Annotated in this window: 7 protein-coding genes; 4 read left to right on the top strand and 3 right to left on the bottom strand. The window is 62.1% G+C overall.

Annotation, left to right across the window (positions count from 1 at the left end; translation table 11 throughout):
- Positions 1-66: 66 nt before the first annotated feature.
- From IPK70_03005 to IPK70_02995, 3 genes are read right to left on the bottom strand one after another with little or no spacing between them, the layout of a single operon-like run.
- Entirely contained in the window at positions 67-3297 is a 3231-nt protein-coding gene (locus IPK70_03005; protein ID MBK8226129.1) for a CHAT domain-containing protein, read from the bottom strand.
- A 2-nt stretch (positions 3298-3299) separates the two neighbouring features.
- A complete protein-coding gene (locus IPK70_03000; protein MBK8226128.1) occupies positions 3300-4025 on the bottom strand; it encodes a hypothetical protein in 726 nt (241 codons plus the stop codon).
- Entirely contained in the window at positions 4022-4621 is a 600-nt protein-coding gene (locus tag IPK70_02995) for a sigma-70 family RNA polymerase sigma factor (protein ID MBK8226127.1), read from the bottom strand. Before IPK70_02995 ends, IPK70_03000 begins: the two co-directional genes overlap by 4 nt.
- Before the next feature lie 171 nt (positions 4622-4792).
- Here IPK70_02995 and IPK70_02990 point away from each other — a divergent pair, with 171 nt between their 5' ends.
- The 4 genes from IPK70_02990 (at position 4793) to IPK70_02975 (ending at position 13467) form a co-directional block, all read left to right on the top strand.
- Complete coding sequence (locus IPK70_02990) at positions 4793-6622, top strand: SUMF1/EgtB/PvdO family nonheme iron enzyme (protein ID MBK8226126.1); 1830 nt, start codon at positions 4793-4795, stop codon at positions 6620-6622.
- A complete protein-coding gene (locus IPK70_02985) occupies positions 6619-7254 on the top strand; it encodes a T9SS type A sorting domain-containing protein (GenBank protein MBK8226125.1) in 636 nt (211 codons plus the stop codon). Before IPK70_02990 ends, IPK70_02985 begins: the two co-directional genes overlap by 4 nt.
- A gap of 79 nt (positions 7255-7333) precedes the next feature.
- Positions 7334-8845 carry a T9SS type A sorting domain-containing protein gene (locus tag IPK70_02980; GenBank protein MBK8226124.1) on the top strand — a complete coding sequence of 504 codons (1512 nt, stop codon included), beginning with the start codon at positions 7334-7336 and terminating at the stop codon, positions 8843-8845.
- A gap of 140 nt (positions 8846-8985) precedes the next feature.
- Entirely contained in the window at positions 8986-13467 is a 4482-nt protein-coding gene (locus IPK70_02975) for a T9SS type A sorting domain-containing protein (GenBank protein MBK8226123.1), read from the top strand.
- The last annotated feature ends 62 nt before the right edge of the window (positions 13468-13529 follow it).

Here is a 13529-nt window from a genome sequence, read left to right as displayed (position 1 = left end):
GCGAGACGCATTGAAGAGAAGCCCCGGCCATGCCGCTGTGCAGCGGGAGGCCGGGGCTTCTTGCGCTTACCCCCTGCGCAGGCGCCGAAACGCGAGCAGGGCAAGGACCGCAACGCCCAATGCGAGCAATGCGAAGCCCCATGGGAAGCGACCCTCCAGGTTCACTGGATCCACGTCACCTACCAGCACCAGCCCGGCCCAGTAGAAGGGCAATGCGAGCTCTCCTTCCGCCTTCGCAAGATGATCGAGCTTGGCACGACGCAATGCCTCGTGCTTCGGCATCCCGTCCGCGAGCAGCTCATAGAATCGGGCAATGATCGCGGAAGAGCTCTGCTCGTCGATGCTCCAGAGCGACATCACCAAGCTGGGGCAGCCCGCATAGGCGAAGCTGTAACCCAGCGAGCGCACTCCCTCTCCGGCATCCAATGCGCCCGTGCCGGTCTCGCACGCCGTGAGCACCGCTAGCTGAGCGCGAAGGTCAAGCTCGTAGATCTCGTACGCATGCAGATACCCATCAGCGTCGGGATCGGCGCCGCTGCCGTCCTTGCTGAGCACGAGGCGTGAGTACATGGGATTCGTCGCATTCATCTCAGCGTGCGTGCCCAAGTGCAGGATCCCATGCTGTTCGGCCTTCGCGCGGAAGCCCTGCTCGGTGGCTTGGGCGCCCAGCAGCAATTGCGCGCGCATCGAACTGCCCAGTCCCTCGGCGGTGCTCATGGCGAAGGGCTGGCGGACGTAGCGCAGGTAATCACGATCCACCATGCTGCTATCCGCGACCCGCGCCAGGTAGGCGCGCTTCACCTCATCAGAGAAGCCCGGGGCGATGGCCAGCATGCCCTTGGAGCGGTCGCGCGCCAGCTGGGCGAACTGCACGGCGGTGGTGGCGCTGAGCAGGTAGGCGATGGCGTGACGCTGCAGCAGGAGATGCTCGCTGAAGCCGTTCGGGGTGCTCGGCGCCGTGAGCAGGCATTCGAAGTTGAGCCGATGCAGCGGACCATCGGGAATGATGAGCAACTCGTGCCCGGCGATGCGCTCCGACACAGGAGCGATCAGCTGCTCGTGCAGCGCGAGCGCGGTACTGATGTATTGTTCCGCATCCCGTTCGGCGATGGCATCATTCAGCGCGCGCACCTGTTCATCCAGGCCGGCTGCTTCAAGCTCAACGAGGTCGGCGCGCTCCATGGTCAACGCCAAGGCATACAGGTTCTCAGCCGTCTGCGCGAAAGCCAGGAGCGCCCGCCCGGGCTTCAGCAGGCGCCGGCGCGCTTCTTCGATGGTCACCGCGGCCTCGCCATACCGCAGCGCGAAGTAGGCGGGATGCTCGCGCTCCAAGCGCTGCAGGAAGGCGTGATAGGCTTGCTCGGCTGCTAGGAGCCGGGCTGCCCCATGCTCATCATCGGCGCTGATGGTGAGACCAGCGATGATCTCCTGCTCCTTTGTCGCCACGGAATCGGGTAGGCCTGCGAAGCGAAGCCCCTTGAAGGCATTCAACCGCCCTTTCAGCAAGGTGGAGCGACTGGCCTCTGAGACCTCGAGGAATCGCTCCGCTGCGGCATCGCTGCCCATCGCTTGGCGAGAACCGAAAGCGACATCAAGGGCGAGCTCGAAGAGGCGCTTCTGCGCAGCAACCAGCAGGAGCTTCGAGGCCTCGTCCTCGACTGCGGCCTTATTGCGCGCAAGGGAGAGCATCGCCAGGTCGAGGTCCTCATTCCAGGTCTTCCATTGCGCAGCCTCGGGCGCTGCACCGGCCAGCGCCATGGCCGAGCGCACCTTCCAGTAGAAGGCATCCGGGAGGATGTGCGGATCGGGGAATACGCGCGGGAGGGTGCTGGCCCGAAGCGCTTGCACGCGTTCACCGAGAAGTCGCAAGGCGTTCGTGGCGTGGCTATTCGCCAATGGCCAGTCACCGGCACCGAATGCAGCTTCGGCGCGCAGCGCATCCACCAGCGCCACCTGGTGATGCAGGCTGTCGTAGGTGTTCACGAAGATGGCGCGTGCCTGATCGAGGTCGGCGAGCGCGTCCATCCATTCACCCGCGCGCACGCGCATGCGAGCCCGTCGGAGCAGAGTGGCCGCCAGGTTGGCATCGGTGGCTTCGTCCAGCGTGGCCTTGCCCGCCGCGATGCTCAGCGCGAATAGCGAATCTGCTTGGGCATGGCGGTCCAGGCGGGCGAGGATCTCGCCGAGCTTCGAGGCGGCGCGGACATACTCTTCGCTGCGCGGGCCGAACTTCTTCTCGCACGATGCGAGGTAATCGCGCATGAGCGTTTGCGCCTTTTCGAGATTGCCGGCATTCAGCTCGAGGTCGGCGAAGCGCTCCTTCACGGCGATCAGCTGGGGGTCATCGGCTTCGAGCACCCCGCTGCGGTCGCGCCAGGCGCGGTCGAGCAATTCCCTGGCCCGTCCATCATCGCCGGCCTGGAAATAGACCGTGGCCAGGTTCAGGTAGGTGCGCGAACGGTTCACGATGGCCTCATCGCGCGTGAACTGATCCTGCGTGGCGCTGATGATACGGTCACTGTATCGGAGGCTCTCGTGATAATTCAGCTTGGCCCGCGTGAAGTCGCCCGCGTTCTGCCAGAGCACGCCCAGGTTGCCATAGGTGCTCACCTTGCGCATCAGGATGGCCTCGTCCGTGCGTTCACCCAGGCTCTCAAGCGCCTTCTTGTAATACGCCTCGGCTTCGCGGATGCGCCCCAGGTGCCAGTTCGCCACGCCTGCCGCCGTATAGGACTCGGCCCACTGCGCCGGCGGGATCGAATCGGCCTCTTCATACTGCGCGATCGCTGCCAACGCCCACTTGGCTGAATTGCGATGATCACCGAGCACGCTGTAGTCGAACGCGAGGTATTGGCGCGCGCGTCCGCGCTGGCCCAAGGGAATCGCCGGATCGCGATCGGCTACCGTGACGGCGATGGAGTCCACGCGGGCGCATTGCTTCATCTCGCCCGCATCATAGTAGGTCCAGCTCAGATCGAAGAGCGCCTCCAGTTCGTTGGCGGCCTTGCCGCGCTGCTTCACCAGCGCATAGAGGCGCTCGGCCGCGGCGGTTCCGGCGGCAGCATCCTTGAGCTTGCGGTGCGCGCGGCCGTACTTGTACAGGTACCGGTGCAGCGAATCGGCGTAGGCCGTACCAGGCGCAGCTGCCACCTGCGCATCGATCTCCGCGATGAGCTCCGCGTAGCTCTCGGCTTCATAAAGAGCATTGATGCGGGCATGGCGGGCGGCCAGTGGATCGGATTGCGCTCGGGTAGCGAATGCGCAGCAACCGAGCACCAACGCCGCTATCGCCCGCATGCCTATTCGAGTTCAGAAAGGATGGCCTCCGCCTTCGCGCCATACGGATTCCCCGGGCTGAAGCGGATCGCCTTCGCTGCGTTCCGATCGCCGTTGCGCACCAAGGCGAGGAAAGCGAACCACTGCGCCTTCTGCGCGAACGCGGAACCCTCTTGATCGGCAACGGTCAGGAGCATGGGCGCGGCGCGCTCGGGTCGCCCTGCGTTCAGCTCCGCGCAGCCGATGAAGTAGCGGAGCGTATCGCTCGATGGCCTCTCCTTGAGCAGGACGGACCATTTGCTGATGGCCTCATCGTGATCGCCGAGCTTGTAGGCCACCATGGCATCGTTGAAGGCATGCGCAGCGGTGCTGCCCATGGCCACGGGCAGGCCGGGCTCCGGTGCGAAATGCTCCGTGAAGAGCCTCTCGCTGGCGCTAGGGCGCAAGGTGAACCATAGCGCGCCGCTCAAGAGGATGGCCACCACAGCCGCGTACTTCAGCCAAGTGGTCCATCCACCGCCCTGTTCGCGTTGCTCCGAATGCCCTTCACGCACTTCCTTCAGCATGCGCTCCATTCCGCCGAGCTCGATGGCCAGGATGTTCTCGCGCTCCAGCTCCACCTCGACGCGCAAGGTTGGGTCCGCTGCCATGCGCCGCTCGAAGCCGAGGCGCTCATCGGCATCCAGACGGTCGAGCACATAGGCCTCGATGGCCTCGAACGTGGTCCTATCCAATGCGCCGTTGCTCATATCGCTTGCTGGTCTTCACCGCTGATCGTCCTACGGAACGCGCGCAGCTTCATCATGCAGCGGTACTTGATGGTGCGGATGCTCTCCTCTTCCACGCCCATTCCGGCGGCGATGGTCGCGAGGTCCTTGCGTTCGAAGTAGAATTTGTCGAGCACGGTGCGGCACTTGTCATCGAGCTTGTCGTACACGCCGCGCAATCGCGCGAGCTTCTCTTCGATGTCATCAGCGGCATCGGCAACAGGATCCAGGGCGCGGTCGTCATGCACCACCTTCATGTGCTTGTGCGCTGCTGACCGGACCTGATCCAGCCATTTGTACTTGGCGACACGGAACAAGAAGCCCCCCGGGTCGCTGTCCGGGACGAGATGGCCCTCTTTGACCTTGAGCCAGAGCACGGTCATAGCTTCCTGGAACACGTCCTGCGCATCGATGCCTGTGCCGCTGTTCTGCAGCACGTAGGTCCTGATGGCCGGGAAATGCTGCTTGTAAAGCGCGCGCACCGTGGCGGCATCGTTGCGACGCAGGCCCGAAGCCCATGCGGGCTCCGCAATCGATGGAGCGGCTGTGGCTTCCACTTGTGGGGAGAAGCGGACCACGATAATACGGAGATCGCCCTTGGTGATGCATGATCGCTGTGCGAGCGGGCGCCTGGCCTGCCCTCCGACCCATCATCGGGGAAGGGCGCGGATGTGAACAGGAAGTGAAAGAAACTTCTGACCGTTCACATGGCATGGGGTATCCCGATGTACGCACGCTACCGCCTCTCCATGCGACCTGTCCTTCGTCTTCTCTTCCTGTTCGGCCCACTGCTATGCGGGTGGTCCGCCGTGGGGAATAATATCACCGTGACCCAGCCGATGCTCGTGGACTTCAACTCGGTGGCCGGCACGGTGGATGCCCGCTTCACCGTGAGCTGGCAGAACAGCTGGCGCGTGAGCACGGCCCCTGGGAACTGGGACGCAGCATGGGTCTTCCTCAAGTTCCGGGTCGGGACCGCTGATCCCACCCGCACCGGCGTGAGCAGCACGGGCACCACCTTGAATGTGGGCAGCACGGCCCTGCTGCGCGTGGGCATGCCACTGGTGAAGACGGCGGGCACCGGCACCCTGGCGGCGAACACGGTGATCACCGCTATTCCGAACGGCACGCAGGTCACGGTGAGCGCAGCGCCAACTGTTGCACTCTCCGGTGCATCGGTCCGCTTCATCCGCATTTGGGAGCACGCGCGCCTCGCAACGGACGCGTCCCACCTCGCACCTGCAGGCAGCACCATTCGCACAGGGCTGTTGAATCCCGCGGCCGCCTACAACGCCACCACCAACTACGGCGTGGGCGCCTTCATCTACCGCAGTGCCAACGGCACGGGCACTTTCACGGCGAACAATGTGGAGTTGCGGTGGAACCTCGGCACGCAAGGGCTCAGCGGCGGCCCTATTGAGGTGTGCGCCTTCGGGCACGAGATGGTGTACGTGACTGCGGGGAGCTTCCGGGTGGGGGATGGCGGATCCAATGTCACGTTCGGCAGATTCTATACGCAGCCGAACCAGAGCAGCACGTTCTTCATTGCCACAGAGGCAGCAATTACCGTGGGGGCGGCGAATGGCAACCTCAACTATTCAACTTCCACCTTCTATCAACCTGGAGATGGGCTGGGGCCCATACCTGCGGCATTCCCAAAGGGCACAACCCCATTCTATTGCATGAAATATGAGCTGACCCAAGCCGATTACGTGGCCTTCCTGAACCGCCTTACGCGGCAGCAGCAGGATTCACGTACAGCTACTGCATTGCCAGCGGCAACCACCGCTGTCACGAACCGATTCGTCATGTCGAACTCGGCCGCATCATTGAACCGAAACGGTGTCCGGTGCAATGCCGCGGTGGCAGCGAATGACCCGATTGCCTTCTATTGCGACTTGAATGGCAATGGCATAGGGAATGAGGCCGCCGATGGACAATGGCTGGCTTGCAATCACATCCGCTGGTCCGACTTAAGCGCTTATCTCGATTGGAGTGGATTGCGACCCATGACCGAACTGGAATTCGAGAAAGCCTGTCGAGGACCACTGACACCGGTGCCGAACGAGTATGCTTGGGGAACTGCGACAATAGCTGCCACAGCCTACACCATAACAAATGCCGGGACTGCCAATGAGCAGGTTGGTACGGGCTATTCCGCGGGAGGCAATGCTGCTTACTCGACCACAGTTGCCGCATTGAATGGCCCTGTGCGAGTCGGCATCTTTCCGCATCACGCCTCGAACAGCGGGCGCACCACATCAGGCGCCGGTTACTTCGGTGCACTGAACCTTTCCGGCAACTTGAGCGAGTTGACCATTACGGTTGGTCGTCCAATGGGGAGATCATTCACCGGCATTCACGGGAACGGTGTGCTCACGCATTCCGGAATGCACGACACCGTTACTTGGCCCACTGGTCCGGTGGGCGGCTACGATCGGGGCTGGGGAGAACGCGGAGGATCGGCTCAGGATGCCGCCGGCTGGACAACCACCTCCTTCCGGCACGAGGCTGCAGAGGGTCAAGCGGACAACGCGACTGGATTCATTGGCGGCCGAGGCGTACGCACCATGCCATGAGGAAGCTTGTCGCCATAGCGCTCTGTTCTCTGGCCTCCGCATCGGTCGCCCAATACATCGGGGGCACCGGCGGTGGCGGCGCCACGAATTGCTCATCTGCCTTTGCTATGCTTCCGGTGGAGCTGCTGCAGTTCACCGCAACGCCCTCCGGTTCCGATGTGCAGCTGCAATGGGCCACGGCCAGCGAGCTGAACAACGCGGGCTTCCACGTGGAGCGCAGTGCGGATGGCGTTCGATTCGATGTGATAGCCGAAGTGGAAGGCATGGGCACCACGCAGCAGTTGACCAGCTACGAGTCCGTGGACCACTCACCGTTGCCCGGCCTGAGCTTCTACCGCTTGCGGCAAACGGACCATGACGGGACCACCACGCTCAGCGAGATGGTGGCCGTGGAGCTGAAGACCTCCGAGGCCATGGCCTACCCGAACCCCGTGGAGGACAGGCTCACCCTCGCCGGATTGCAACCCGGCGCCATCGTAGAGATGATCGACCCCCTGGGGCGGGTCATCCACACCGAGCGGAGCCAGGGCCAGCTGCTCACCATCCAGGCGGCGCACTGGCCCGCCGGGCGCTACACCGCGCGCGTGGTGGCCGGGAGCGGCATCAGCACCGTCGGCATCATCCGGCACTGAGCTGCTCCAGGCGGGGCGCGGTGATCGTTCACATCCAGGCCCTCCCCTCGATGTGCTTCTGAACCCCAACCCTGTGCCTATGCGCTTCCGGATTGTTACCCTGCTGATATGCGTTGGAGTGCTCGTATCGCCCACGCCCGCCCAAATACCCACATTGGTCAAAGACATCAACCCGTCGGGCAATTCCAGCCCCGGCTTGTTCACTTGCGTCGGCGATATGGTGTACTTCAGCGCCACGGACGGCGTGAACGGAGTGGAGCTCTGGAAGACCGATGGCAGTGAGGCCGGCACCGTGATGGTGAAGGATATCAACCCGGGCACGGGCAGCAGCAGTCCGCGGGATTTCATGCTGATGAACGGAGTCCTGAATTTCATAGTGACCGGCGCTGGCATGGAGTCGGAATTGTGGCGGACGGACGGCACAGAAGCCGGCACCCAACTGGTGCTGAGCAGGACCGATGTTCCGGGGCTGCTGGAGTGGATCACGTTCGTGGCCTTCCCCGGCTCCGGGCCCGGCGGGAGCGACCGCATCTTCTTCAGAGGGCACGATGCCGACCACGGGCGCGAGCTGTGGAGCACCGATGGAACGCCAGCGGGCACGCAGCTCTTCCTCGACATCAACCCGGGCACTGCCAACAGCAGCTTCCAGAATCCCATGGCCCACGATGGCATGCTCTACTTCACCGCGAATGATGGGCAGACGGGCAGCGAGCCCTGGGTGAGCGATGGCACCGTGGCAGGCACGCACCTCATCGCCGAGACCATCGCGGGTCCGGGAAGTTCAGGCACCTCACCGTCGAACTATCGTGCGGCGGGCGGGCTGGTATTCTTCCGCGCAGGCACCAGTGCCACAGGCGATGAGTTGTGGGCCACCGACGGAACCGTGCCGGGCACCGGCCTGGTCAGGGACATCTACCCCGGCACCAACTCCAGCCTGCCCTCCAACCTGATCGAGCACAACGGCCAACTGCACCTTCGCGCATTCCCCACGGCGGGCAGCACCACCGCCTTGATCTGGCAAAGCGATGGAACCCAATCCGGAACCGTTTCCTGGAACACCTTCGGCTACACCAACCCGGACAACTTCTGCAGCCACAATGGCGCTTTGTACGTCACGGCCCTCGGGACCACCACCTATCGGCAGCTCTGGCGCACGGATAACACCGCCCCCGGCACCTATGAGATCCTCTACCCCGGCAGCGATGTGATCTCGCCGTTCTCGAGCGCTGCTCCCATGCTCAGCTGCAATGGCACCTTGTTCTTCCGCGCGAACTACCTCACGAGCACGGGCCAGGAGCTCTACGCGCTGGACCTGACGACGGGGAGCGAAGCGCATGATAGCGATGGCATCCGCATCTACCCGAGCCCCGCTACCGACGGCGTGTGGATCGATCTTGGTGAAGCGTCCGATGGAAACGCGACGGTAACCATCATCGACCTGCAAGGCAGGGTCATCGGAACCTCGCCATCGCTCTTAGCCGTCGGCACGGGATGCTTCCGGGTCCCGCTGGAGGGCATCGCCTCTGGCACCTACCTCATCGACCTGAAGGTGGGCAACAAGCGCTGGAGCAAGCGGATCATCAAGGCATAGGCGCCCCAACGGATGAGGAGCCCCGGTCAGATGGCCGGGGTTCCTCATTTCCCGCTTGTGATCGTTCACGTTCGGCCGAGCACCCCGATATGTCCTTGTCAAGCCCTTTGCGCCCGATCACCATTGAACCGAATCGTTCCATGAGAACCCCGACCCTTCTCGCCAGCCTTGCACTCTCCCTTGCTGCCTGGGCAGGCACGCCACCCACACCAGCTATGCTGGAGAACCTCAGCCGTGCACCCGCCGGCTTCGAGGAGAACAAAGGCCAGGTGCGCACCACCAGCGGTGAGCCGGCGCCGTTCGTGCGTTACCGGCTTTCACAGGGGAACACGCAGCTCTTCCTTCTGGGGAACGGCATCGCCTATCAATTCACCAGGATGCACTATCCCGAGGGATATGCGGAACTGGTGGCCGGGTCGCATCAAGAGCCTAAGAGGCAGGAACAGTTGGATGCGATGCGCGATGAAGTACGCCTGGAGACCTTCCGTATGGACATGGTGCTTGAGGGAGCGGATCACAACGCCCGGATCACCACCGAGGGCCGCAGCAGCGACTACGCGCAGTACTACAACCACGATGCATTGGATGTGCGCACGTACGCCAAAGTCACCTACCACGATATCTATCCCGGCATAGACTGGGTGGTGTATACCACGGAGAAAGGCATGAAGTACGACTTCGTGGTGCGGCCTGGCGCTGATCCCGACCGGATCCGTATGCGATTCGAGCACCATGAGGAACTGAGTCTGGATGCCAACGGCAACCTGACCCACGGCAACCGCATGGGGCGCTTCACAGAAGATCGCCCGGTCAGCTTCCAGGATGGGAAGGAGATCGACACGCGCTTTGTGTTGGAGGACGATGCGCTGCGCTTCGCAATAGGCAATTACGATCGCAATGGGACGCTGATCATTGATCCCGCGCGGATGTGGGGAACCTACTATGGTGGCAACAGCAATGACTTCGGCCTTGCATGCACTACCGATGGTAACGGAAATATCTATCTGGCTGGTAGTACCGGCTCGACTTCCGCCATAGCAGCTGGCGGACACCAGAACACGTTAGGCGGCCTGACCGATGCGTTCCTGGTGAAATTCACCAGCGGTGGATCAAGGCTTTGGGCAACCTACTACGGAGGGGAAGGCGGTGATGAGGCGCGGGGTTGTGCTATTGATGGGAGCGGCAACATTTGCATAGCTGGAACAACTTCATCAGAAAGCGGCATCGCATCAGGCGGCCATCAAGACATCTATGCTGATGGGCTGGGGGACGCTTTCCTCGTGAAATTCAGCCCCGTTGGCAACCTGCTCTGGGGTACTTACTATGGCGGCGATGATCGTGAGTGGGGATATTCCTGCTCAATCGATGCGAGCGGCAACGTATTCCTTGCCGGCATCACGTATTCCACCACCGGGATCGCTAGCGATGGCCATCAGAACACGTTCGGTGGTGGAGAGCCCGGCCTCATCGGTGATGCGTTCCTGGTGAAGTTCAACGGTGATGGCACCCGTCTTTGGGGCACGTATTACGGTGGAACCGTGTTCGACGTGGGGCATTCCTGCGCGGTGGATGAGGATGGGAACGTGTTCCTGGCCGGAGCTACATCATCCGACAACGGCATCGCAAGCGGTGGCCACCAGAACGTGAGCGCCGACCAAGGGGATGCCTTCCTGGCCAAATTCGCTCCGGACGGCTCGCGGCTCTGGGGCACCTACTATGGTGGGAACGGTTTCGATATGGGATATGCCTGCACTGTGGATGCCAGTGGGAACGTGTTCCTCGCCGGACACACAATGTCCTCAGATGCCATCGCGGAGGGTGGGCACCAGAATACGCCTGGCGGTGGGGCACAGCAGGATGCGTTTCTCGTGAAGTTCAATAGCAATGGCCTGCGTCAGTGGGGCACTTACTACGGCGGAACGAATCAAGATGAAGGCCGCGCATGTGCGGTGGATGACGACGCTAATGTGTACCTGGCAGGATGGACCCGCTCCACAACCGGCATCGCCCAGGACGGACACCAGAACACGATCGGAGGATCCTGGGATGCCTTTCTCGTGAAGTTCAACGCCAGCGGAACCCGTCAATGGGGAACCTACTACGGCTCAGGGGCGATCTATGATGATCGGGCTTATTCCTGCACCGTGGACGATAACGGGGATGTTTACATGTCCGGCGAGACCGGATCACCAACGGCAATTGCCGACGGAGGACATCAGAACACGCACGGAGGTAGCCAATGGGATGGTTTCCTCGCCAAGTTCGAAGGCAGCGTGCCAGAACCCGACTGCAGTACGACCGGAGCGCTTCAGGAGATCGAGCCCAACAACGGCTATGGCGCTGCCACCGTGCTTCCCTCCAACACAGCGATCAGTGGTTCATTGGGCGCATGCTCGCCCACGGATAATTCGATCGACTACTTCCGCATCGATCCCAGCATTCAAGGTGTGATGCGCGTGGATGCCTGCCTGTCATCCTCCGGAACGGTTCCGTTGGATGTGACCTTCCGGGTGCGGGTGTCCAGCGGGACCGTGCTGGCGACCTACAATTTGCCTGCAGGCGCCAATGACGCGGCGATTACCAGCTTCTTCGAATTCCCCTGCCAGGGGATCGGTGCGTACGTCATCACGGTGGAGGTTCCCGGCATCACGGACTGCCTGAGCTATGCCTTCTCGTACACGATGATCACCCCGGTATTCAACAATGACCCCTTCCCGACTCCTGGTGTTGCCCACGACACCTACCAGGACGGCCAGAATGGTTTCTACTATGAAGAGAGCACTACGGATCTGTACAACATCGTTCCCCCGTTCAATGGCCTGATGACGATCGAAGTGCAGGCCGAGCATGCCGCGCCAACGGCGGGCACCATGGAAGTGCGGCTCTACAATACGGCGGGGATCGTGATGGAGGAATGGATCATGCCCGTGGGCGCCAACGGGGTCCCAGACACGACCTTGGTGACCATCGGCTGCCTCGGGAATTCCACCGACTACGATGTGCGTTTCAACGCCATCGACTGCGGAATCAGCTACCGCTGGAAATACACCATGTCGCCTCCGGTCTTCGCTCCGGATCCGGAAGGCCCGACCGTAGCAGTGGCTTATGACACGTTTCAGGATGGGCAGGTAGGCTTCGTGAACGACAATTCCGATACGTACTCGACCACGCCCGCGCTCCAAGGGGTCATGCACTTCGAGATCCAGGCCGAACATTCAGGCGCCGGACCGGGCAGCATGGAATTCAGGTTCCAATACTCCGGGGTACCGATCGCCATACAGAACATCCCGGTGGGTGCCAACGGCGTTCCCGTGACCACTACGGTGAGCGTGCCTTGCCGTGGCGCCTCGGTACACACCGTCGTCTTCGAGGATCCGGTTGCCTGTGGCGTTTCCTATCGCTGGCGGTACTACACCACAGCCCCATTCTTCCAGATCGATGCTGAGCCGAACAACAGCACGGCCAGCGCGATCGTGCTATCTCCGAACACCGAAGCGACAGGCCATCTGGATTTCCTGACCGGTGTGGACAACGGCGGGGAGAACACCGACTTCTACCGCATCGACCTGCCCACCGATGGCGTTCTGCATGTGAATGTGGAAGCCGAGCATGTGGATGGTTCATCCACCGAGAGCTTGGAAACGGTGATCGTGATGAGCACAGGAACGGTACTGGCCACATGGGACGCTCCCGTCGGCGCGAACTCGACACCATCGGGCTCAAGCTTCAGTCTCCCATGCAGGGGTGCGACCGTTCCATACTACCTGCGGCTCATCAGCAATACCTGTGGTGTTTCATACCGGGTAAGCTGGAGCGTAACACCAGCGTTCTTCTCAGCTGACGCGGAGCCGAACAACTCCTACTCCGCTGGCATAACCATGGATCTGAGCGACGCCTGGCACGATGGACACATCGGCTTCTACAATACCACGGACGATGACTTTTACAAGTTCACGCACGCTGGAGGTCCGTACTCGGTGACCGTGAGCGCAGAACATGCGGGTACCGGCGATGGTACGATGGAACTGGCCATCGTGAATTCCGCGGGATCCGTCTTCGGCACCTTCGTCGTCCCGGTGGGCGGTTCTTCGACACCGCTCACGAACACCTTTACTCAGGCGACGCTCGCAGCAGGATCGCTCTATGCGCTTCGTTTGCGCGACGTGACCTGCGGAGTAAGCTACCGCCTCCACTGCGCCAACGACATTGACAACGACGGCGTTTGCGATGTCGCTGATCTCTGCCCCGGCGGTCCGGAGCCCGGCACGCCCTGCGACGATGGCAATGCGTTGACCTTGAACGATGCGATCAACGACGATTGCCTCTGCGAAGGGGACATCAGTACAGGGATCCCGGCATCCGATGTCGCGAACGCTGTTCTCCGCATCTGGCCGAACCCTGCCGCGGATGAAGTGTGGATCGACATCGGCGAAGCATCCACCGCACCCGCAACGGTGATCGTGCGCGACATGCTGGGAAGGGCCATCACCACACTGGGCCCGATCAACTCCAGCGCATCAGGACTGTATGTAGTGCAATTGGGTGCATTGGCTCAAGGCACATACATCCTCGACCTGAAGGTTGGAGGAAAGCAATGGAGCAGGCGGATCGTGAAAGCATGAGTGACCATCCCGAGCTGGGACCCCGGTCAGATGGCCGGGGTTCCGCTTTTTCAGGCTGTGAT

This window comes from Flavobacteriales bacterium (assembly GCA_016712535.1).
In the GTDB taxonomy this organism is placed as follows: domain Bacteria; phylum Bacteroidota; class Bacteroidia; order Flavobacteriales_F; family PHOS-HE28; genus PHOS-HE28.
Note: the sequence above shows the minus strand (reverse complement) of the source record. Positions and strands in the feature narration are given on the sequence as shown.

Excerpts from the sequence above, each read along its gene's own strand:
- IPK70_03005 (MBK8226129.1), bottom strand. The coding sequence starts at position 3,297 with ATGCGGGCGATAGCGGCGTTGGTGCTCGGTTGCTGCGCATTCGCTACC.
- IPK70_03000 (MBK8226128.1), bottom strand. The coding sequence starts at position 4,025 with ATGAGCAACGGCGCATTGGATAGGACCACGTTCGAGGCCATCGAGGCC.
- IPK70_02990 (MBK8226126.1), top strand. The coding sequence starts at position 4,793 with ATGCGACCTGTCCTTCGTCTTCTCTTCCTGTTCGGCCCACTGCTATGC.
- IPK70_02985 (MBK8226125.1), top strand. The coding sequence starts at position 6,619 with ATGAGGAAGCTTGTCGCCATAGCGCTCTGTTCTCTGGCCTCCGCATCG.
- IPK70_02980 (MBK8226124.1), top strand. The coding sequence starts at position 7,334 with ATGCGCTTCCGGATTGTTACCCTGCTGATATGCGTTGGAGTGCTCGTA.
- IPK70_02975 (MBK8226123.1), top strand. The coding sequence starts at position 8,986 with ATGAGAACCCCGACCCTTCTCGCCAGCCTTGCACTCTCCCTTGCTGCC.